The sequence below is a fragment of the Sphingobacterium chungjuense genome (genome assembly GCF_011316935.1).
Lineage (GTDB): Bacteria > Bacteroidota > Bacteroidia > Sphingobacteriales > Sphingobacteriaceae > Sphingobacterium > Sphingobacterium chungjuense.
This window is the reverse complement of sequence record NZ_WLYS01000002.1, coordinates 300,514-323,330: the sequence shown is the minus strand read 5'-3', so window position 1 is coordinate 323,330 and position 22,817 is coordinate 300,514. Positions and strand designations below refer to the sequence as shown.

Below are 22,817 nucleotides of genomic sequence, written 5' to 3'. Positions count from 1 at the left end.
TATGTTGTGAGATTGCTTACTTAATAATTTCGATCTCGGCGCCATCAAGTAAATTGATCTGTCCTGTCGTAACGACTACGTCGCCCGCTTGCAAACCAGAAAGTACTTCAATGTAATTGCCAAAACTACGACCTGATACCACCTTGGTATCGATTGCTTTACCATCACGAGCCACAAATACGCGATTGTCACTTACCGATCCCACAAATGCAGTGCGAGGAACGATTAATACATCTGCTTTGTTGTTGACACCAAAAGTAGCTGTGCCATACATGCCTGCTCGTAATGGGTTATTTGCAGTATTTTGGACTTCAATTTCCACTGGGAAATTTAAGCTACCATCTGCAACAGGTGCAATGAAAGTAATCTTACCCGTGTATTTGTCTTCTGGGTAAACACTTGCTGCCACCTGTACTTCTTGTCCCAGACGCAATGTAGCTACATTTTTTTCGTCTACATTAACGCGTAGTTTAAGTGTGCTCACGTTCACGATGTCAAATGCTGCTGTACCTTGGCTAACGAAAGTTCCAGGTTCTATTTTTCGGCTATTAACAACACCACTTACTGATGTTTTCATGGTGATATCTTTAGCATTTATCTGTGCCGTGCGGTAGTTGTTTTTTGCTGTCTCGTATTGAGCTCTAGCTTGTTCTAATTGTTGTTCGGTCACACCGCCAGATTTAAAAGCGCTTTCATAACGGTCTAGATCACGTTTTGCTTGATTCATATTGACATCAGCATTCGATACATCTACATTTATGCGATCTGATTCGATTACGGCCAAAGTTTGACCTGCTCTAACATTATCGCCTTCTTTTACCGATATGCGAACTACTCGACCTTGTGTTTCAGCAGAAACAGTGACCATTTGCTTCGGTTCGAAAGTTCCGTTGGCGATGTAAGCTAAATTCATCATACGATTAGTCGCTGTATCAGTTCGTACGGCTACTTTCGGATTTGTGGCTGCTGCCTCCTGTGTTTCTGCTTCATTATGAGCCTTATTTTTTTGTAGTAGGTATACGATACCTCCTAGTGCTGCAGCAATGATTATAATGGTGATGATTGTACGTTTCATTTGTAAAGTCTTGCTTATAATTATTCGTTAATTAGTGATTTTAATTCTCCTTTTGATTTGATCAGTTGTACTTCGGCTATTTTATAATCTAATAGCGATGTAGTGTAATTATTTTGCGCATCTGCAAATGCTTTTTCGGCATCCAACAGTTCAGTTAATGTTGCCAGGCCATTCTTGTAGTTGTTTTCTGTGTCTGTCAAAACTTCTTGCGCGAGCTTGACATTGTCTTCGTTTGATTGGATGACTAGAATGCTATTTTTCATTTGCGATTTTGCATTCTCGTTGTCAAGTGCTAAAGCTAATTTGGTATCTTCACGGTCGTATCGCAAAGCCTGCAAATCGATGTCTGCTTGACGTACTTTGCTTCGTGTAGCAAAACCGTTGAAAATTGGGATTTTAATGCTTAGACCCACGGCTGAAAAATCTGCCCAACGAGAAGTAGATGGTTTGGTGAGGAAGAAATCACGAGAGAATCCTAGTACACCATAATTAGCATTCACCGATACGGTGGGATAATACTCGGCAATAAATGCCTTTTTATTTAATTCTAATAGTTCTTCTTGCTTATCTAAAAGTCTGATTTCGGTTCTATTCTCCGAGTTTGATTCTTCGAATATTTTCGAGATATCCACTTGAAAAGTTTCTTCAGGCAACTCAATACTGTTGGAAATGTTCATCCCCATCGCAAACTTTAAAGCATTTTTTTGCAGCTCTAAGCCATTTAGCGTTTGCTGTTTCTGAGATTCCAGATTGGTCACAGCAACTTGAATACGATCTAGGTCGATTTTTTTCTGCAAACCAGCTTCGTACAAACCTTTAATGATTCCCATGCTTTTGCGCGTGTTGTCAAGATTGGTTTGTACAGTTTTCAACGATTGTTGTGTTTGGAATACTTCGTAGTAAGCATTGGCAATTTTTTCGATTAATTGTTCTTCCGTAAGCGCGTGATTGATTTGATAAAATTCTCGACTAGATTTAGCCGCTTTCAATCCTGTAAATAATGCTTGATTAAAGATCTGCTGATTCAGAGATACCGTATTGGCGGAGGTCCATGGTGTACCGAACGCTACTAAAACCAATGATCCGCCTTCATTTCCGCCCTCTACGGGAGGTGTTCCAGGTTCTACGCCAGGCAACGCACCACCAATGGCACTTACATCGATGGCATTTTGTTGAATAATAGGATTGTAGGTAAAACCACCTTCTGCACTAATTTGTGGTAGTGCGCCAGATCTAGTCTCTGCTATTTTGTTTTCGGCATTGGCTATGTCTAATTTCGATTTTTGGGCATCTACTTTGTGTTCTAGCGCATAGCGAATAGCCTGTTGTAAGGTGAGCTTCTCCTGTGCAAATAAGGACGGTGTAGCCAAAAAGCCTGAAACCACGATTGCGATCAGTTTTATACGTTTCATTATGATTATTTACTTGTTAATTTTCCTTCTAAAATAAATCTTGCAGCACGTTTCTGGCTGACTAGTATCTTTTCTGTATTATCTATATTGGGTATACCCGTAATAATGTCTGAAATCCGATGAAACATAGATAACCCTTTGATAATCTCATGAAAAGCGCTCGTAGCCATCTCCAGATCGGTTAATATTAATTCCTTGGTGTCGATTGCTCGCTGAAACAGGATACGAAGATTTTTGATATTACGTTGGTCAAATTCTTGTACCATGCACTGCATGCTCAACTCTCTAATAATTTCTACTTTTTCATATAAGGAGAGCATATAATAATCTTTTGAGTAATTGTTGTGCAATTCAAACAGAGAGAACAGTGTGCCTAATAAGCCACCCTCGTTGGCTTGGATAATCTCATGCTCCCGATCCGACATTTCAGTCATTACTGATCTAACACAATCACCCAACAATGTAGATTTGTCTGTATAGTAATAGTAGAGGTTCGCTTTAGTGATCCGTAAATCATCTGCAATTTCGTTCATTGTAGTTTTTTGAATACCAAAATGAGAGAACCTTTTTAGTGCCGCCTCTACAATCTCTTCTTTCCTAGTCTCTGACATTTTTGAACATTTATACTATTTGACTTTTGTTAAAAATTGTTCAAAAATATAAAAAGTAGAGGTACCTAGTACAAAAAAAAATAAAAAAGACAATAGTGAGACAATTAGGACTGATGAGGCTGTGTTTATTAACGATCAGTTAATAAATGTAGTGCGTTGGTTTACGGTTGGCCGATTACTTTTTGGAATTTTCGTTTGTCTAGCTTGTAGAGTTTTGCAGCACGATACGATACGCCTTTCTGATATTCATCCAAAGGCTTTAAGTAGCCCAGTGTATTGATTTTTTTGCGAAAGTTGCGTTTGTCTAAAGTCTTACCAAGAATAGCTTCATGCAATTGCTGGAGTTGCGTTAAAGTGAATTTTTCGGGTAGTAACTCATATAATGACGCAGAGTAAGAAATCGTATTCTTGAGACGATCTAGACTTTTGGTTACGATGTCTAAGTGATCAAAAGCCAGGTCTGGTAGATCATTGGCGGCAAACCACTTAGCTTGCTTCATGTAAGTAGATACAGGCTTTATCTTATTTTTGATACTATCAAATTGTACAAATGCTAAGTAGGCTACCGTTAGAATTCTACCTTCTGGATGGCGCTTCACACCGGCAAAAGCAGCAAGCTGATCCATGTAAATGTTTTTCAGTCCTGTCATCTCATGGCAGATCCGATACACAGCATCTTCCATCTCTTCATACTTGTCGACAAAATAGCCGGGGATAGACCACCAATCTTTATACGGATACTCGTTGCGTTCGGTAAGCAATACCTGCAATTTTCCGTTGTCAAAACTTAAAATAACACAATCGATGGTGAATTGAGAATGCACAGAAATCTGCTTTAATTACCTAGTAAGTGGTTAATGATCAAAGTAACAATTATCTGGAAAATATCCTGAATACACAACAAATCTAAAAAAAAATTTAATAGTGTAATAAATACACATTATATTCGTATATATTATATTGAAGAGTACTATCCATGACAAGCATAAAAAGAATAGGCGTATTAACATCAGGCGGAGATGCACCAGGCATGAATGCAGCAATCCGTGCCGTAGTTCGTACAGCTATATATCATCATATTGAAGTTACCGGTATTTATCGCGGTTATGAAGGATTAATTGAAAACGATTTGTTTGAGATGGACAGTCGTTCGGTAAGTTCGATCTTGACGCAAGGCGGTACCGTTTTAAAATCAGCCCGCTGTCCTGAATTTCGCACGAAAGAAGGTCGAGCGACCGCTTATCAAAATTTAAAAAAAGCAAATATTGACGCCTTAGTCACCATTGGTGGTGATGGTACTTTTACCGGTGCGGAGGTGTTTTCGGACGAATATGATATTCCTGTCATGTGTATTCCCGGGACTATAGACAACGATCTATTTGGTACAGACTATACGATTGGCTATGATACGGCAAATAACACCGTGATTGAAGCGATTGACAAAATCCGGGATACAGCGGCATCACATAGTCGTTTATTTTTTGTGGAAGTGATGGGGCGCGACTCGGGTTGTATCGCGCTGAACGCGGGCGTAGCTGCTGGTGCAGAAGCCATCTTGATGCCGGAGAAGGATACCGCCATTGATGAGCTGATCCAAATGCTAGAAGATGGCATGGACAAAAATAAATCTTCTATGATCGTAATCGTGGCCGAAGGAGAGAAAAATGGCGGGGCATACCACGTGGCAAAGCGCGTCAAAGAAAAATTTGATTTCTTTGATACAAAAGTTAGTATCTTAGGGCATTTGCAGCGGGGTGGATCTCCAAGCAGTTTTGACCGTATTTTGGCCACAAGAATGGGCTACCATGCGGTTAAAGAATTGCTAAAAGGAAACTCTAAGTCGACTATCGGATTTAAAGGAAATCAGATAGTCACGACGCCGCTCCATGTAGCGTTGCATAGTGATGTATTTAAAATAGACGAGGAATTGTTAGAGATTTCTAAAGTAATGTCTATATAACGTATACATCTAAAAAAAAACCGATAGATAGATCGTCATATATGATTGTAGTAGTATACAGTGGTTCCAAATTTGCAGACTGGCGAATAGCCGAGAAGGGTAGGGTACTGTATGGTTTTAAAACCACTGGAATCAATCCCTATGTGCAAGATGAGCGTGCTATTTACCAGATCTTCAATCGCAATACTCATTTAATCAATAATGCCGAAAAAATTCGTAGAATCTATTTTTTTGGTGCTGGAGCATCCTCCAGTGATCGGCAGGAAAAGGTAGATCGTGTATTTCACGAGTTCTTTAAGAACGCGAAGGTCAAGGTTCATCACGATATCTTAGCATCTGCCATTGCTACATTTGGTAACGAAAAAGGCATCGTTGGCATTATAGGTAGCGGCTCTAATGCAGCTTATTATACTGGGAAGAAAATCATCAATAACAACTACGGTCTGGGATACATTATGGCAGATGAGGGTTCTTCCAACTGGATGGCTCGACAATTGCTTCGCGATTTTCTAAGTGAGCTGATGCCGCAAGGTTTTCGAGAGAAATTCTTGCAAAGTCATCCGCTGGATCGGAAAACGATTATGGATAAAATCTATAATCTGCCGAACCCGAATATTTTTCTAAATTCCTTTTCGGATTTTATTTTAGAAAACAAAGACGAGCCTTATATGTCTGCTATTATAAAGCGCGGATTGGAAACGTATATTAAAACTTACCTTGTGCCGCTGTCAGAGGCCTATCCGGATTCTGTCGTAAACTTTACGGGGTCTGTAGCCAGTAAATATGCGCCGTGGCTGATTGAGTTAGCGACCGAATATCACTTGCCGGTCGGTACAATTATTCATGAGCCAGTACAAAACTTAATAAAGTATTATACAACAAAAAATTGATCTCAATACGTTTTACTAAGGTATAACAAGATCCATTTGTAACACACATAAATAGTAATAACAAATTATAATAGATATGAAAATTGGAATTAACGGATTCGGTCGCATTGGCCGATTGGCTTTCAGAGCTGCTGTAAAACGTGAAGATATTGAAGTAGTTGGTATCAACGACTTAGTAGAGCCAGATTACATGGCATACATGTTGAAATACGATTCTACTCACGGCCAGTTTGATGGTACAGTAGAAGTGCAAGATGGAAATCTTGTCGTAAACGGTAAAACTATCCGTGTAACTGCAGAGCGTGATCCTGCAAACTTGAAATGGAACGAAGTAGGTGCAGAAATCATTATTGAATCCACTGGTTTGTTCTTGACTCAAGAAACCGCGCAAAAGCATATTGATGCAGGTGCTAAAAAAGTAGTAATGTCTGCACCAGCGAAAGATGATACTCCTACATTCGTCATGGGTGTAAATCACAAATCATTGACTGCTGAGCACACGATCGTATCTAATGCTTCTTGTACTACTAATTGTTTGGCTCCAGTAGCAAAAGTATTAAACGACAAGTTTGGTATTGCTGAAGGATTGATGACTACTGTACACGCAGTTACAGCCACTCAAAAAACAGTAGATGGCCCGTCTGCAAAAGACTGGAGAGGTGGACGTGGTGCTTACCAAAACATCATTCCTTCTTCTACAGGAGCTGCAAAAGCAGTAGGTTTGGTATTACCAGAATTGAAAGGTAAACTGACTGGTATGTCATTCCGTGTTCCTACCGCTGACGTATCTGTAGTAGATTTAACTGTTCGCTTGGAGAAAGGTGCTTCATACGAAGATATCAAAACTGCCATGAAAGAAGCTTCTGAAGGTGATTTGAAAGGTATCTTGGGTTATACTGAAGATGAAGTAGTTTCTACTGACTTCTTGGGTGATGCTCGTACCTCTATTTTTGATGCAAAAGCGGGTATATCTTTGAATGATAACTTTGTGAAAGTGGTATCTTGGTACGACAACGAGTGGGGTTATTCTAACAAAATCATTGACCTAGCGCAAGAGCTTGGTAAATTGTAATCGCGTTCGCGAATCAATAGAATAAGTATAAAGGGTAGTAGCGAAAGTTACTACCCTTTATTTATTTAATGATTGAAAGTGAATTTTTTAGAACTCTCCTGGTGATTACTTTGGTGTTGTAAAGTTAGGATTTTGCCGACCCCAAGCGATGAATGTTGCAAGAGCCAGGTATGTTAAATTAGTGCCCACACTAGGCCAATCATCCCATATTATTAAAATATACATGTTACATACTGTCCACATAATACAGGCGTAAGCTGCCCATACTGTTATTCGCATCGCGGTGCGTAGTAACTCGGGAATCACGATACCTATGCCCAATAAGATTTTAGCGATAGCAAGTAGACGAACCATCTTTGGGTACTGAGCTGTCCATTGCCAGATACTTGCTACATCGATTAAGGGCTGACTAAGCTTGATGTATCCTGAAAATAATAATGTGCTTGCTAAAGTAGCTTGTGCAATCCAAATAGCAATATTAATCGTACGTTGTTTCCTGATCATATATCTATTCCTTCGAGTTATCAACAGGAAGATAGAAGCATGGTTTTAGAACACTTCTCCTAATGAAAGATGTAACCCGCGAAAATCGCGACTTACGCCATAATCAATAGCGATATTAGTGCCCGCATTTTTATTAAATTTGATGCGAGCTCCTGCGCCTGTGCCGATATTCCACGTGCGAAAAAAGGAGCTTTCTGGCCCGCTCACCGTATTGGCATTAATAAATGCAACAAATCCGAAAAGACCATTACTAGTGAGATCTCTACGGTATTCTGCCTCAGCATAATACAGCGACTTGCCTCTAAACCTATTGAGTGGAAAGCCGCGGCCAGAACTATTATACGTATCCCCACCCAATGTCGGAAGATCCAGAAAGGGAGCTCGTGAGTTAAATACTGTCCACAAAAAATTACGAATAGCTAGCATGTTTTGCTTATTCTGATCACGCGTAAAACGATGGTATCGGCGAGTTTCCACAAAAAGAGAACTCCAGCTTTGGTCGCTCCCCATAAATGTAGGGTTTGTGCGTACACGAACATTGGCGTAATTACCAGCCCACGGATTGATGGAGTTGCCACGGGTGTCGTAAATCATATTCACGCTAAAACCAGATGATACGATATAATCGGATTCGCCTGTGCCGTAAGGATAACTAGTGAAATCGCTTAAGGGCATATTTTCTTCGCTGCGGATGTTCATCCAATAATCTAGATTATAGCCACCACCCAGAAATAATCCATCACAAATGCGTTTCAATGCATGTTGATAAACGCGTAGGTAAATGTAGTCCATCATGATATGATCGTCATTTCGGTACTCGCGACCTACTCCCCAAGTTTCGATCGGATATTTTAATAATCTCACGTCGCCATCAATTACCCATGTATTATCTTTTAGCCACACATACGAGCGAATGGGCAAGCCAAAGCGTCGTCCGAAATTGGTGTATGGCGTGAAGGTCATGCGCGACATATTTGTAGTTTTGCGATCACCTAAGTAAAACCCAGCTGTGGTGGTCGTAATAAGGGCTTGGCCTCCACCAGGGACATTCTGAGAGAAAGGCAAGAAGGAAAAATATACTTTTTTGCCTGTACTATCAATGGTATTTGCCGTTTCGAGTTTTAGTATTTTCTTTCCAATATCTATCAAATCGCGTTGTTTGGCGGTGTCCGCAACGTGTTTAGTAACCTCAATCTCGTGTACAGGGTGCTGTGCATAGCTTTTATTGCACAACCCGCAGAAGATCATGAAGAAGAATACTTGGAAATTATGCTTGATCGGACTATTCATTTTTGAATTACAACAACAATTAACAAACAATCGGCCAAAAAATAATAATAATAAAATTCACAAGTTGTTCTCGTAATATAATTAGGTAAAAAAAAGAAAGGTTTTCAAACGGGGAGGATGAAAACCTTTGCTAACCAATTATAAACCTAAATTTTTGTTATGATGATGACACAAATGTAATCATATTTTTGATTTTTTCAAGTTTTTATTGATTTTTTATAATAAAATTCAATAAAAAAGTGTTTTGATGTTGATTTGACTTATTAGAATAGCTATTTAATGTCTATTATGTCTTTTTTTTATGTTGAATCGGTGTTTATTATTGATTTTTATGTCTTTTTAGAGTGTTATTTATGTTATTTTATTGTTAATAAATGAGTTTAAATTTTTTTTACATCAATCTGTAGTTTTTTTCATGATAATTCCGTGGCTATTTTAGTGTTTAGATGGTTATTTTGCTAAATAAAAAAAGGTTTTCAAACGGGGAGAATGAAAACCTTTACTAACCAATTATAAACCTAAATTATGATGCCACAAATGTACGACTATTCTGCAAAGTATTATCTAATGCGCTATAACTAAAACGAAATTGTCTTAATCGAATAATGAATTGTCTTGTAGCAACAAAAAAATCCGCAACGTGCATTTCACATGCGCTCTGCGGATTTTTTTAAAGAACTATTTTTTGAAAATGATTAATAACGATTAATCGTAAAGACGCCATCGTTAGTTGGCATATCCTCTTCCTCCAGTACAACCACATCACCACCGTAGTTAAACACGGTACGTACTAGCTCGTTAATCACATCTGTGCTAGAGTCTGCGCTTTCATCAATGCCACGCTGTGCTAGATCGATCGCTCCTTTAATGCCTTTTCCATTTTGGATGCACAGTACCTCTATTTTGCCATCAATAGCATCTCGAACTATATCGGTAAGTTCTGTGCTGCTTAAGTTTTCTTGTGCGGCTAGCTGTTGCTTGTCCAGCAATTCTGTTTTGCGATTTACCAGCGTCTCATCCATGACCTCTTGTACTTTCTTAAGCAATTCGGTACGATTTAACGAATGCGGATTAATCGCGATATGCACTGGTCCAAGATTGGCATTTTTACTTATCCGTTCAAAATCTTTGTGATGTTCAGGCAATGCCGCTAGTAGTAATGGAATTTTTGATGGGATGGGAAAATGCTCTAAAATACCTTTGTCAATTTTTCGAAAAAAACGATCCATATCGATGTCCTCTTCTTGACTTTTTTCCATATATCCGTGCAGACCGGCACCTTCCACTACAGAGGCATGAAAATGATTGTCTGTCAACTCGTCGCCAAGTGCTTCCTTCATACTTACTGGTATTTTACCTTGAATATCGAGTTCTTCGATATGATGTCTATCTCCAGTAAATAGTTTCACGCTGTCCAATCCTAATGCGAGCAGGTAATAGTTTTGATTTTCATTATACATCTTAAAAAGAGGTTTGATGCAGAATGCATTAGCAACACACGAGATTTCTTGAACCTCTTCAGGAAGACGTATGATTCTTACATCATCCTTCGAGACAAATATGGCCAAACCCGGTGTACCATTGTCCCAAAAGCTTTTGTCATCAATCATCTTCTCGAGTGGCTTCAGCAAAGCTTCGTGTTTCGATAGCTGATTTTCTTGGATGTAAAGAAGTGTCTTTTTATACAGATTTTTAAATGATATCGAATCAGATGCACTAGCAGGATGGACTTTGTGCGTCGTCATATAAAGCGATATACATGGTTCATCTTGAACACTTGTCAGGTCTTTCAATAATTCTAAATCGATTGTCTGCATAGTTTACTGTTTTAATATTAATGTGTATTATTCTTTTACCAATTACCTCAAACCGATGAGGTTGTATCGTCGCTATTACTTTTCAGAAGCTCCGACTGGCTTATGATTAATTCCTTGATCTGGTCTTCCATGATAGCGTTAAACAAGTGTATGTCGTTGTATACCTGTTTTACTTCTATCTCCAATTGTTTGCATGCTTCTACAATGTTGCTGCGACTGGGTTGGGATAGCGTATTAGTAGAAGCATTTAGTATTTTATGATCACCAGTTTGCTCAGTATCACCTTCGCGATAGATCATCGGCGTCAGTTGTGCTTTAAATTGCTGGGATTGTTGTATATACTTTTCAAATAGCAAAAGAAGATCAGTGTCGCGATCCGTATCTAGGTACTGACTCATATAGGTATAGTGCTCTATACGGTTTTTGTTGGCAGCAATGATGCGTTGTAAAAATTCAACACATTCTTCATTTGTATATTGCATAGTGATGTATTTGATATAGTTACAACGTCAGGAATTAGAGGTTGTTTATAAAAAATAGTATTACAAGTATTTTCACCTATTCATTTTCAAGAGACTTGGTTACCTATTGTTATGGATTTAAAACTGTCATAGTGTACGGGTAAATACCTGCTTTTGCTGATATAGTACGCGGTTTCATAGCCATGCAATCTCACGGTATAAGAATTGCGGCTAGTTCAAGTACTATGAAAAACGTCGTCCATATCATCGTCAGTACTATACTGTTGGCGAGTTCTTGCCAGCCTGCCTCCGTTCGAGAAAACGAAAATGAGATGTTTGTCGTGAATGAACTATTCTTGCTGCGGACTGAAGGGTTAGCGCTCTATCAAATCGCTATGTCTGCAAATCCTACTGCAGACGTTCAGTCTGCATGCGAAAATCTCAAAAATTATTATGCCACTACGCAGGAAGAGTTTATCTATCTGTGTGACGGTAGGTCGATTGCTATAGGGGCAGAAGATTATGATGTAATATGGCGACATGTAGAAGGTCAATTACTTAAAGATAGTGCTCAATTTGAAACAGCATTTATAGAATTGAGTACGGATAACCTATTGCGGTCTATCGCGTTGCATGAATTGATATTGCAGCGTCAAGATTGGGAAGATATTATGTACTATGCGTTCAAATCCTTACCTGAGTTGTACAAGCAGCAGGGGGTATTACAACAATTGAAAGAATCAAGATATACTAGAAAATCCCCAGAAACTATGGAAATAGAAACTGCACAGTTAACGCTGTGAGTAATTTAAAATGATTTTGCGGTAAATACCTATTTAGATGGATTAAGAAACCAATTGGTGTTATGGGGGTTGTAATGTTGTATTATTTATTAAAATCACCATGAAGCCGAATAAATAATATACATCGATCTATTCACTAATAACTGAAGGAGGTAACTATAATGGAAAATACTGAAGATTTAAACACTGGGGATGAAAGACCTTACAAAGGAGAAAAAAAAGTGCCTAATGTAGTAAACGAAGAAGCGGATGATAAACCTGCGGGTCAGATGATTAAGTGGGTTATGGGGATTGCCGTAGTGCTTTTAATTGTTATTTATTTGCTGTTTTTTCATCCTACTGAATCGAATTGGTAACAAAATTTGGTTACATAAATACGTTGTAAAATACAAAAACTACCCGAGAATACGACTAGGGTAGTTTTGTATTAAAGCTTAATATTACTTTTGTTCCGATACCCTCCGAACTATGCAATTGAATAGTTGCTTGCAGACGATCCAATATTCTTCTTACCAATGCTAATCCAACGCCTGTTCCAGCAATCTTTCCCACGTTAGAAGAACGCTTGAAAACGTGAAAAATATTTTCTAATTCACTTTTTGGTATGCCAATACCGTTATCCTGAATTTCATAGACTGTTTTTGATTCTAGGGTATAACTGTTTATATGCAATTTGGGCGTTGGCTGGTTTTTGCTGTATTTGATCGCATTTCCTATAATGTTTTGAAATACTTGGTGCAACAGGTTTCGTTCTCCCCAAATTGGTAATAAATCACCATAAGTAATCTCTGTGTGAAAGCAGTTGTGAACCAATGTGCTATGAGAAACGATCTTTTCGATCATCTGTGTCATCGGTATATCGGCATTTTCAAATAAATACACTTTATTTTTGCCAACCGACAGCATACTATTCAACATATTTTCAATATCGTCCACACCACCTAGTAGCATATCAATCCATCGCTTGTGGTCGTTATTTGTTAGTTTTCTGGTGAGCATCTGCGAACTCAATTTGACGACAGAAAGTGGATTTTTAAGATCGTGCGAGAGCGTAAATGTGAGCATTTCTAGTTCATTGTTTAAGGATATCAATTTTTGATTGATGCGATCCTTTTCCTCCGATTTAGCGAGCATAGTATCATGCAGTAGATTTCGTAGGTGTTGAGCGAAATAGAGATCGTTCGTATCCCAAGATTTCGCAGTATCCAACACCATGCGCTGCCAAGTTTCATGCGTATAGATGGTATCTTCCACGCCATGCTCCTCCATATAAAGATATTGTCGTAGTGGAGTTGTCTGGTATACTAAATCAATTTCTTCCTGCCTGAACCACATGATTTTTATCTCAGACTCTTTGCCCAATCGCAGCGCCATGATCCCAGCAAAATTTAAATCGCCCTCAATCATGTCCGCATAACGAAGCCTGAAGTTGCTGTCCATGAAAAGCGGCTTGTCCTTTATAGATCGGATTAGATGCTCGATCTGGTAAATTTGCTGTTTGGAAGGCGCTACGCCAGATACATGTACTTGATCTGCTACGCAAATAGCAATCCCTCCTGCCTGTACAATTTGCTGTATCTTTCCTAAGTGATTGACAAGGGTGGTGAATATATCCGATTCGGCCATCAGGTCTGTGCGAAGCTTCAATAAAGCATCATGAATGTCCTCTTGAAATTCAAGTAAATTGTTTTTTATGTTAGATTCCTGTTTTTTGGCTGCGTATATACAAAGTAGTTGACAAAGTTGACGTTTGGTCAAGTCAATGGTACGCTTTGTAAAACTGTGTGCCATCAAGATGCCCCAAAGTCGACCATTGGCAATCAGTGGAAATGCAATGATGCTTTTTGCCCCTAAACTCCTTGCAAAATCCGCATGGAGTACGGGCAACGTATACAGGTGAGATGTTTTTACACTTACCTGCTCTTCTTCTAATTCGTGAAAGGAAACTAAAGGGGCAAATAGATCGGGGACATATCGGTAGCTGGTAGCTAAGTAATTGTCCAAATCTTCCTGTTGGAAAAAGTCGGCAGAGAACCGACAGTTTAATAAAGATTTAGAAGGATCTTCCACATGCTCTGCAATAACCTCACTAGAGTTGTTTTCATGGATCTGACACACGTACACGCGGTCAAATCCGACGATTTGTAGAATGTTTTCAGATAGCTTGTGCCAAAGTGATTTTTGGCTAGATTCTAAGACATGGGCAATATCATGCATATGGAAGATTGCTGACTTGCTAATCGTGTTTAGCTCCCACTCCCAGTGGATATGATTGTTTACTTGCGAAAGGTGCAATATGTATACTTCTTCTCCATCACGCAATTCCAGTACTTTATTAGCGATCTCCTGATATTTGATTTCTCGTACGGTATCTAGGATTTTCTTCGATTGGGAATTAAAATGATTAGCTAGAAAATCACGAATATCTCGGCCAAGATAATCTGTAGCGGGGCGATTAGTGATTTCTTCAATCGCGCCACTGATACCTACAATGTGGTCGAATGCATCAGTACAAAAAAGGGTACCATAAGATTGGATAAGTTTTTTACGGTCTTGTGTTAGTTCTAACATGGATCCTATCTATAGAGTATCCTAATATAAAGAAAATTTTATATTCATGCAATCAATTGATTTTTAATAATAATGATGTTACAACGGATGTTATTTTTTAATAATTAGTCGTCTATCCATAGGATGTAATGCATGTTTGAGAAAATAAATTGTAGAGATTGAGCTACAAACAAAAAAATCATACCACTGTTTAATGTAAGGCAGTCAATTGTTGGATGCAATTGTACGTGAGCCCGAAAGTCCGCAAGCGGAACATACAGACTTTAGAAAAACATCATATGATTAAAATAATTCTTGCCGAAGATCATCTTGTCGTTAGAAATGGGATCAAACTTCTTTTAGATTCACAAGAAGGTTTGGAGGTTGTCGGTGAAGCAAATAGTGGCGAAGAAGTGATGCGGCTGGTGGATAACGGTGGGGAAGTAAATCTAGTAATTACAGATTTGACGATGGAGGGAATAGGTGGTATGGAACTGGTGCACCGTCTTAAAAAAGAGCATCCTTCTGTAAAGATCATTATTCTATCCATGCTGGCCGACATACCCTATGTTATCGAGGCATTTGATCTTGGCGTAGATGGTTATTTAGTGAAGAATTCTGCATACGACGAATTATCGTTCGCAATCCAACAAGTATCTAAAGGCGGAACGTATATCTGTGCAGAGTTGACGATGAATCTGTTGGATAAGATCCGATCGGCCACGCAGATTGAAGAGAGCCAAGCAGAAGCTAGGATTCAAGTGGATATTAGTGAGCGTGAAAGTGAAATTCTACAGCTTATTGGTGAAGGCTATACTAATATGGAAATCGCCGATAAACTTTTCATCAGCAAGCGGACCGTAGAAGGCCATAGACAAAACCTGATTGACAAAATGGGGGTAAAAAATTCTGCTGCGCTCATAAAAATAGCGGTAAAGAACAAACTGATTAGTTAGAAAATCTTAATAAGTAGGAAAATATCAAAATAAAACGGTAATTATTTTTTCGAATGATCTCCGTCATTCTCTTTATCGTACGCAAACGATTATATTTGTGCATCATAAATAATAGGAGTTTGAACCGTCATATCACAAAGCGAGACTAACACTGATACTTAAAGTACGTAAATAAAAGGATGAAAGAACAATACGGGGTATTTATAGAGAGATTTCAGAAACGTCTCCATGAGATTTTTCATAAGGAAAATGATATTAACGAACTTAGCCTAGAAAGAGGTTTGCCGGATGAAGTGTGGCGTGGAATTATGGAGCAAAATCCACTTTCGGTAGCTATACCTGATCAATTTGGTGGACGTGGCGCCAATGTACGTGAATGTTTAGGAATCCTTTCTGCCGCTTCTTATGAGTCGTTGTCGTTGTCATTGACCTTCGGTATCAATATCGCTTTGTTCCTAGAACCTTTGGCAAAATATGGTCACGCTGATATTCAGCAGGGTATATTTGATCGCTTTTTAAAAGATGGTGCTATGGGTGGTTTAATGATCACAGAACCTGATTTTGGTAGTGATGCATTGAATATGCGCACAAGCTATGTAGAGTCGGAAGCTGGTTTTAAATTGGAAGGACAAAAGCATTGGCAAGGTCTAACCGGTATGGCCGACTTTTGGATCGTAGCCGCTCGTAAGAAAAACCAAGATGGTGATCTTGCTCGCGATGTAGAGTTTTTCGTGACTGATAATAGCAAAGCGGAGCAACATATTCCAGTTGAAGAGTATTTCAACAACTTAGGATTATATATGATCCCTTATGGCCTAAATAAAATTGACTTAAACGTTCCGCATACGCATAAGCTACAGCAATATAGTACCGGCATCAAGATGATGTTGGATATCTTGCACCGTAGTCGTATGCAATTTCCTGGCATGGGCATGGGCTTTATTCAGCGTATGTTGGATGATTCCTTGGCGCACTGTTTACAGCGCAAGGTCGGAGCGCAATCTTTATATCATATAGACTCTGTGCAATATCAATTATCTCGCATTCAGACGGCTTATACCTTATGTTCGGGTATGTGCGCTTGGAGTTCTAGCGTAAGCGGAATAGAATTTGATTTAGCGACCGAAGGTTTACAAGCCAACGCGATGAAGGCATTAGTTACAGATTTGATGCAAGAATCTGCGCAGATCGCCGTTCAATTATCGGGTTCTAGTGGCTATAAATTGAATCATATCGCAGGTCGTGGTATTGTAGATAGCCGTCCGTTCCAGATTTTTGAAGGATCGAATGAAATGTTGTACACACAGATCGCGGAGATCGTGGTGAAGCAGATGAAGAAAGCTAAAGAAACACATATTGGCACTTTCTTGGCTGGCTTCGAGCAAACTAAACGTGTGCTAGACAGATTCAAAAAGCACTTTGATATTTCCCTATCCGCAACCAATTTGGTGCAACGTCAATTGGTGGTATTAGGTAAATCGATTGCCCGTTTGGTATGTTTGCAGTATGTAGATCATATGGTTTCTAAAGGATTCCGTACAGATCTATTCGAGCAAGCCGCTAAACATATAGAAATGGATGTGAAAGCGTTATTGTCGGACTTCGTTGACTTCAACGATGCTGCTCCGATTGTAGAATACCAAGAGAAATCAGACTGGGCTTCGTTTATTTAAACAAGCTAAGTTAATCATAAGAAAAGCCTGTTGGACATATGTTCAACAGGCTTTTCTCTTGGTCATGTGTTTAGAAGTTGATCTTGGTGAAATTCCAATGCTTTGTATCCACAATCGTTAACTGATTGCTATCAACAGGCAATCCAGTAATAATCTTAAGAGCTTGCATGGCCATCATGCTACCGATTATGCCGGGCAATGCACCTAGAACGCCATGGCTATCACAATCTGGAATATCATCCGCTGTAGGCGGTTCAGGAAATAGATCCCGCAAGTTTTTGCTTCCCGCATGATTGAACACCGCTACCTGCCCTTCAAAACCGAAAATACTGCCGTATACCAAGGCTTTTTGCCCTGCTACACAGACATCGTTTACGAGATAGCGCGTGGTAAAGTTATCCGATCCGTCAATAATGAGATCATAATCTTGGATCAAATCTGTTGCATTACGCTGTTCTAGTTTGACATCGTGTATGACGACTTGGATCAATGGATTAAGCGCTTCTACAAATCGCGCTGCACTATCTATTTTACGACCACCAATATCACTGGAGCGATGTATGATTTGCCGGTTGAGATTATGCTCTTCGAGCACATCAAAATCTACAATGCCCAAGGTGCCCACTCCGGCAGCGGCGAGGTATTGAATAACCGGACTGCCTAATCCGCCAGCACCAATCACCAAAATTTTGCTTTGCATGATTTTTCGCTGACCTGCAACGCCAATTTCTTCTATAAATATTTGGCGGCTGTATCGTGAGAATGCGGTTGATTTTTCTGTCATATCTTACAAATTAAGAAGTCCATTATATGCGCCATCCCAATCCTTCATAATTGGATCGTATCCCGAGCTTCTGATCAGATCAATGATCGTTTCCATACTGCGCTCATCACTGATCTCAAATTGCTCCAGTGACTGTGGATCTACGACATAACCACCTGGATTTGTTTTGGAAGCGGCACTCATCGTCGTCACGCCGAGCGGAATAATATGATTCCGGAAATGTGCGCTTTCGCGCGTAGAAATCGATATCTCCAAATCGGGATTCCAGATGCGATACGCACAGATCAATTGCAACAAATGCCGATCTTCCATCACAAAGTTAGGCTCGATAATCCCTTCAGCCGGTCGAAGCCGTGGGAAGGAAACACTGTATTTTGTGCGCCAATATTGTTTTTGTAGATAATTGATGTGCAATGCATTGAAAAAACTATCCGTGCGCCAATCTTCCAAACCCAATAAGACGCCCAAACCTATTTTATGTATTCCGGCTTTACCAATGCGATCGGGCGTGTCCAATCGATATTCGAAGTTCGATTTCTTCCCTTTAGGGTGATACGCTTTGTACACCTCTTGATGGTACGTTTCCTGATAGACCAGCACCGTGTGCACACCCGCTCTTTGCATCAGTTCATACTCATCTTGTTCCAACGGTTGCACTTCGATGGATATTTGCGAAAAATGCGGTTTCAACAATCGAATAGCATTTTGGAAATACTCCACACCAACTATTTTATTGGCTTCGCCACTCACCAGCAATACGTGCTGTAATCCCATCGCTTTGAGTGCCATGGCTTCCATCATGAGTTCCCCATCCGAGAGCGTCTTCCGCTTGAGCTTATTGTCCATGCTAAAGCCACAGTAGGTACAGATATTCTGACATTCGTTGCTCAGATAAAGTGGCGCGTACAATTGTATCGTTTTACCAAATCGGCGCTGTGTAATGGATTGTGCTATGTGCGCCATCTGCTCTAGCGAAGCTTCTGCCGCAGGCGAAAGCAAAACGAGAAAATCTTCTAACTTATGCCGATCTTTTTGCAAGACCCGTTTCACATCTTCCGTCGTGCTGGCGTAGATCTTTTCTTGGATATTATTCCAATCGTAGGAAGCGAATGTTTCTTTGAATGTGGACATAAAGCTTTTTAATCAGTGAGAAAGGAAGTGAGCGGACTGGAAGCGACGCTGCGCGTGCTTTGTGCGCCCAAACCCGCTTCGTATGCTTTGCGGCCTGCGATTACCGCTTCTTTAAATGCTTCGGCCATGCGTACCGGGTCTTGTGCTGCCGCAATGGCTGTATTGACTAAAACAGCATCTGCACCGATCTCCATCGCCTTGGCGGCATCCGACGGACTGCCGATTCCGGCATCTACCACGACTGGAACTTGACTTTGCTCGATGATGATTTCTAGAAAATCAATCGTACGCAATCCCTTGTTTGTGCCAATCGGCGCTCCCAAAGGCATGACCACCGCGGTGCCGACTTCTTCCAACCGCTTGCATAAAACCGGATCGGCGTGAATGTATGGCATCACTACAAATCCCGCTTTGGCCAATTCTTCTGTGGCTGCCAAAGTTTCAATCGGATCGGGCAGGAGATAGCGCGGATCGGGATGTATTTCCAGTTTCACCCAATTCGTCTCGAGTGCTTCTCGCGCCAGCATCGCGGCCAACACCGCTTCTTTCGCATTTCTTGCGCCCGATGTATTGGGCAAGAGATGCAGCTGCGGAATGTCCAAGGCATGTAATAGTTGATCGGATTCTGATTCGTGATCCACACGCTTTAGCGCCATCGTCACCAATTCGGTCGAGGCGGCTATCATGCCTTCGCGCATGCGTTGTAAATCGCCAAATTTGCCCGTTCCTAAAAATAAACGGGAATTAAAATGTCTATCTGCAATCTTTAAATCGTTCATTGTAATATGGATTTAATGGATGTGATCTGTTGAGGTTGTTCGGTAATGAGGGTTGAGACGGCTACGCCGTGTATGCCCAAATTGTGTAAAGTCGGAATGTCTTCCAATTGAATGCCGCCAATCGCGTAAATCGGTGGGACATCTTTGGCTAACTGTTGCAAGTATTCCATGATCTGCGTGAAACCTTCCAGTCCCAAAATCGGACTAAGCTTCTGTTTGGTGCTGGTAAAGCGCCACGGACCTAAGCCAATGTAGTCGCAACGCTCCTCCATTCGTTGTAATATATCGGCAACGGTATTGGCCGTTCCGCCAATTATTTTATCTGCGCCAAGCAGTGCACGCGCGTCGGCCACGGGCATATCGGTAAGTCCAAGATGTACGCCATCTACATCTGTAGCGCGCGCGGTATCCACGTGATCGTTGAGTAAGCAAATCGCTTGGTAAGACGTGCAGTGATTTTTTACGGCAGTGCAAAACTTACGGAAAGCGACATCTTTGGGTTGCTTCCAGCGAATCTGAATCCAATCGGCACCCGCATCAAGCGCTAGCCGAATATGCTGCAATTGTGCTGCTAAGGTATCTCCTTGCGAGATGTATTGTATTTTGGGGTAGGTTGATGCTGTTATCATTTTTTTATGTTGTTTGTATTGGCAAGGGCATCGCGACAATCTTGAAATGCTTTTATCGGATTCTTGCTTTCCCAGATGACGCCGAGCAAAGCGACGCCATCAGCTTTAGCCGATAACGTTTGGACTAGGTTAGTTGCATCTATGCCACCTAAAGCGATAAGTTTGACAACGAGATTTCTCCTTGCTGCCAATTGTTCATGTATCGTCGAGATCGTACCATAGCCAGGTTTTGATATGCTGGGGTAGAATGGACTCAAAAAAGCATAATCCCAGTATTCTTCCAGTTGGTTGAACGTATCTATATCATGCACCGAAGTCGAAAATTGCACACCTTGCCATGCAGGCATGTGTTGCAATTCCAGTCGATCTCTTTCGCTATAATGAATGTGCTTGATTTCGAATTCTTCAGCAAGCTCATAGTGCGCGTGCAAGACCAATTTTGCGTGATGATGCGCTGGTATGCTACGGATGTAATCTGCAGTTTCTTTTTCCGTATACTCATATTTACGAATATGCAATCGATCAAGCCCAGCATCCAATAATTGGATAACTGTGTTTAATTCCTGATCGGCGTCGTATTCTGGTGTGAGTAGGATGATCATAAGTACAACTGTTTTCCTTGATCGATGAATTCTTGTGACTTCTCGAACATGCCTTGTTCGGCGCTATCTCTGATCTCCTGCGTGATCTTCATGGAGCAGAATTTTGGCCCGCACATCGAACAGAAATGCGCCACCTTCGCGCCATCAGCAGGTAAGGTTTCGTCATGAAATTCGCGCGCCGTGTCTGGATCCAGCGAAAGGTTGAATTGATCTTCCCAACGGAATTCGAAACGCGCTTTACTCAAGGCATTATCCCGGTATTGCGCTCCGGGATGGCCTTTGGCCAAATCTGCCGCATGCGCTGCGAGCTTGTAGGTAATCACGCCATCTTTCACATCCTTTTTATTGGGCAAGCCCAAATGTTCTTTTGGTGTGACGTAGCACAGCATGGCGCAGCCGTACCAACCAATCATCGCTGCACCAATCGCAGACGTAATGTGATCATATCCAGGCGCAATATCCGTGGTAAGTGGTCCAAGCGTGTAGAATGGCGCTTCATCACATTCGGCCAATTGCTTTTCCATATTTTCCTTGATCAAGTGCATGGGCACGTGGCCCGGACCTTCGATCATTACTTGCACATCGTGTTTCCACGCCACTTTAGTCAATTCACCTAAGGTTTCTAGTTCAGCAAACTGCGCGGCATCATTTGCATCAGCAATGGCGCCGGGGCGCAATCCATCGCCCAGTGAAAAAGCGACGTCGTAGCGTTTCATGATTTCACAGATGTCTTCAAAATGCGTGTATAAGAAGTTTTCCTGATGGTGAAACAAACACCATTTGGCCATGATCGAACCACCTCGGGATACAATTCCAGTCAGGCGATGTGCCGTAAGATGAATGTATCTTAAAAGTACACCAGCATGAATGGTGAAATAAGAAACACCTTGTTCGGCTTGCTCAATCAAGGTATCCCGAAAGATTTCCCAAGTCAAATCTTCGGCCACGCCATTTACCTTTTCTAAGGCTTGATAAATCGGCACGGTGCCAATGGGCACGGGCGAATTGCGAATAATCCATTCCCGTGTTTCATGGATGTTCTTTCCGGTCGAAAGGTCCATGATCGTATCTGCTCCCCATCGGCATGCCCACACGGCCTTTTCTACTTCTTCTTCGATACTCGAGGTGACGGCGCTATTGCCAATGTTGGCATTGATTTTTACCAGAAAATTCCGACCAATAATCATTGGTTCACTTTCCGGATGATTGATATTATTGGGGATGATGGCGCGTCCGCACGCAATTTCATTGCGTACAAATTCCGGTGTAATGCGTTGCTGTGGTGTATTAGCGCCAAAGCTATTGCCGGCATGCTGGTGATCCATTCGACTAGTCGCGCCCTCCAATTGTTCGATGCGTTGATTTTCGCGAATGGCTACGTATTCCATTTCGGGCGTGATGATGCCTTGCTTCGCATAATATAACTGCGATACATTATGGCCCGGTTTTGCGGCCAGCGGTCGGTGGCTATATTCGAAGCGAAGATCATCCAGCTTGGTATCGGCCAATCTTGTTTTGCCGTAATCCGAACTGATCTCGTCGAGCATCTCCACATCATTCCGATTCATGATCCAGGATTCGCGCAAGCGCGGAATTCCTTTACGGATATCTATGGTGGCATTTTCATCGGTGTATGGTCCAGAGGTGTCGTAAATGGTGACAGGCGGATTGTGCTCGATTCGACCGTTGCTCATCTTCGTTGGGCTGAGCGTAATCTCACGCATGGCTACCTCGATCGGGAATAGCGAACCTTTCATGTATACCTTCTTGGAATTGGGGAAAGGGGAATTGGAAATGCTGTGCTTTATCATAGTGTTG

Annotated in this window: 22 protein-coding genes; 7 read left to right on the top strand and 15 right to left on the bottom strand. The window is 41.0% G+C overall.

The annotated features are described in order from the left end of the window. Positions 1-16: 16 nt before the first annotated feature. From GKO22_RS06155 to GKO22_RS06140, 4 genes are all read right to left on the bottom strand, one after another. The gene (locus tag GKO22_RS06155; RefSeq protein ID WP_166333267.1) at positions 17-1,075 is read right to left on the bottom strand and encodes an efflux RND transporter periplasmic adaptor subunit; all 1,059 of its coding nucleotides are present in this window, start codon (positions 1,073-1,075) and stop codon (positions 17-19) included. Between the two features lie 20 nt (positions 1,076-1,095). Beyond that, positions 1,096-2,487 (bottom strand): TolC family protein, encoded by a 1,392-nt coding sequence (locus GKO22_RS06150; RefSeq protein ID WP_166333265.1) that lies wholly within the window; start codon positions 2,485-2,487, stop codon positions 1,096-1,098. 5 nt (positions 2,488-2,492) lie between these two features. Then, on the bottom strand, positions 2,493-3,098 hold the full coding sequence (locus tag GKO22_RS06145) for a TetR/AcrR family transcriptional regulator (protein WP_166333263.1): 606 nt from the start codon (positions 3,096-3,098) through the stop codon (positions 2,493-2,495). A gap of 161 nt (positions 3,099-3,259) precedes the next feature. Next, positions 3,260-3,922 carry an NUDIX hydrolase gene (locus tag GKO22_RS06140; protein WP_166333261.1) on the bottom strand — a complete coding sequence of 221 codons (663 nt, stop codon included), beginning with the start codon at positions 3,920-3,922 and terminating at the stop codon, positions 3,260-3,262. A gap of 152 nt (positions 3,923-4,074) precedes the next feature. Between GKO22_RS06140 and pfkA the strand changes: the two genes are divergently transcribed. From pfkA to gap, 3 genes are all read left to right on the top strand, one after another. Continuing rightward, the gene (gene pfkA, locus GKO22_RS06135; RefSeq protein ID WP_166333260.1) at positions 4,075-5,058 is read left to right on the top strand and encodes a 6-phosphofructokinase; all 984 of its coding nucleotides are present in this window, start codon (positions 4,075-4,077) and stop codon (positions 5,056-5,058) included. A gap of 41 nt (positions 5,059-5,099) precedes the next feature. Continuing rightward, positions 5,100-5,948, top strand: a complete 849-nt coding sequence (locus GKO22_RS06130; RefSeq protein ID WP_166333258.1) for a hypothetical protein — start codon at positions 5,100-5,102, stop codon at positions 5,946-5,948. Between the two features lie 76 nt (positions 5,949-6,024). After that, positions 6,025-7,020 carry a type I glyceraldehyde-3-phosphate dehydrogenase gene (gene gap, locus GKO22_RS06125; protein ID WP_166333256.1) on the top strand — a complete coding sequence of 332 codons (996 nt, stop codon included), beginning with the start codon at positions 6,025-6,027 and terminating at the stop codon, positions 7,018-7,020. Positions 7,021-7,125: 105 nt separating this feature from the next. Here the strand turns inward: gap and GKO22_RS06120 are convergent, their stop codons facing one another. From GKO22_RS06120 to GKO22_RS06105, 4 genes are all read right to left on the bottom strand, one after another. Then, positions 7,126-7,524 carry a DoxX family protein gene (locus tag GKO22_RS06120; RefSeq protein ID WP_166333255.1) on the bottom strand — a complete coding sequence of 133 codons (399 nt, stop codon included), beginning with the start codon at positions 7,522-7,524 and terminating at the stop codon, positions 7,126-7,128. Positions 7,525-7,569: 45 nt separating this feature from the next. Then, entirely contained in the window at positions 7,570-8,814 is a 1,245-nt protein-coding gene (locus GKO22_RS06115; RefSeq protein ID WP_240920163.1) for a BamA/TamA family outer membrane protein, read from the bottom strand. A 695-nt stretch (positions 8,815-9,509) separates the two neighbouring features. After that, positions 9,510-10,631 (bottom strand): baeRF3 domain-containing protein, encoded by a 1,122-nt coding sequence (locus GKO22_RS06110; protein WP_166333253.1) that lies wholly within the window; start codon positions 10,629-10,631, stop codon positions 9,510-9,512. Between the two features lie 47 nt (positions 10,632-10,678). Then, the gene (locus GKO22_RS06105) at positions 10,679-11,113 is read right to left on the bottom strand and encodes a hypothetical protein (RefSeq protein WP_166333251.1); all 435 of its coding nucleotides are present in this window, start codon (positions 11,111-11,113) and stop codon (positions 10,679-10,681) included. Between the two features lie 224 nt (positions 11,114-11,337). On the opposite strand from GKO22_RS06105, the gene GKO22_RS06100 reads away from it, so the two are divergent. Both GKO22_RS06100 and GKO22_RS06095 read left to right on the top strand, forming a co-directional pair. Next, a complete protein-coding gene (locus GKO22_RS06100; RefSeq protein WP_166333249.1) occupies positions 11,338-11,895 on the top strand; it encodes a hypothetical protein in 558 nt (185 codons plus the stop codon). Between the two features lie 161 nt (positions 11,896-12,056). Beyond that, complete coding sequence (locus tag GKO22_RS06095) at positions 12,057-12,251, top strand: hypothetical protein (RefSeq protein WP_166333248.1); 195 nt, start codon at positions 12,057-12,059, stop codon at positions 12,249-12,251. Positions 12,252-12,306: 55 nt separating this feature from the next. Here the strand turns inward: GKO22_RS06095 and GKO22_RS06090 are convergent, their stop codons facing one another. Beyond that, the gene (locus GKO22_RS06090; protein WP_166333246.1) at positions 12,307-14,466 is read right to left on the bottom strand and encodes a GAF domain-containing sensor histidine kinase; all 2,160 of its coding nucleotides are present in this window, start codon (positions 14,464-14,466) and stop codon (positions 12,307-12,309) included. A 278-nt stretch (positions 14,467-14,744) separates the two neighbouring features. Here GKO22_RS06090 and GKO22_RS06085 point away from each other — a divergent pair, with 278 nt between their 5' ends. Together GKO22_RS06085 and GKO22_RS06080 are read left to right on the top strand one after the other, a co-directional pair. After that, positions 14,745-15,401 carry a response regulator gene (locus tag GKO22_RS06085; RefSeq protein ID WP_166333244.1) on the top strand — a complete coding sequence of 219 codons (657 nt, stop codon included), beginning with the start codon at positions 14,745-14,747 and terminating at the stop codon, positions 15,399-15,401. A gap of 179 nt (positions 15,402-15,580) precedes the next feature. Then, entirely contained in the window at positions 15,581-17,074 is a 1,494-nt protein-coding gene (locus GKO22_RS06080) for an acyl-CoA dehydrogenase (RefSeq protein ID WP_166333242.1), read from the top strand. 70 nt (positions 17,075-17,144) lie between these two features. On the opposite strand, the gene GKO22_RS06075 is transcribed toward GKO22_RS06080, so the two are convergent. The 6 genes from GKO22_RS06075 to thiC are packed head-to-tail and all read right to left on the bottom strand — an operon-like array spanning position 17,145 to position 22,810. Then, a complete protein-coding gene (locus GKO22_RS06075) occupies positions 17,145-17,858 on the bottom strand; it encodes a HesA/MoeB/ThiF family protein (RefSeq protein WP_166333241.1) in 714 nt (237 codons plus the stop codon). A gap of 3 nt (positions 17,859-17,861) precedes the next feature. Continuing rightward, positions 17,862-18,989, bottom strand: a complete 1,128-nt coding sequence (gene thiH / locus GKO22_RS06070) for a 2-iminoacetate synthase ThiH (protein WP_166333239.1) — start codon at positions 18,987-18,989, stop codon at positions 17,862-17,864. Positions 18,990-18,997: 8 nt separating this feature from the next. Continuing rightward, complete coding sequence (locus tag GKO22_RS06065; RefSeq protein ID WP_166333237.1) at positions 18,998-19,768, bottom strand: thiazole synthase; 771 nt, start codon at positions 19,766-19,768, stop codon at positions 18,998-19,000. Continuing rightward, the gene (locus GKO22_RS06060; protein WP_166333236.1) at positions 19,765-20,397 is read right to left on the bottom strand and encodes a thiamine phosphate synthase; all 633 of its coding nucleotides are present in this window, start codon (positions 20,395-20,397) and stop codon (positions 19,765-19,767) included. Before GKO22_RS06060 ends, GKO22_RS06065 begins: the two co-directional genes overlap by 4 nt. Then, a complete protein-coding gene (locus GKO22_RS06055) occupies positions 20,394-20,999 on the bottom strand; it encodes a thiamine phosphate synthase (RefSeq protein WP_166333234.1) in 606 nt (201 codons plus the stop codon). The genes GKO22_RS06060 and GKO22_RS06055 overlap by 4 nt, the downstream gene beginning before the upstream one ends. Next, positions 20,996-22,810 carry a phosphomethylpyrimidine synthase ThiC gene (thiC, locus tag GKO22_RS06050; protein ID WP_166333232.1) on the bottom strand — a complete coding sequence of 605 codons (1,815 nt, stop codon included), beginning with the start codon at positions 22,808-22,810 and terminating at the stop codon, positions 20,996-20,998. Before thiC ends, GKO22_RS06055 begins: the two co-directional genes overlap by 4 nt. Between the last annotated feature and the right edge of the window lie 7 nt (positions 22,811-22,817).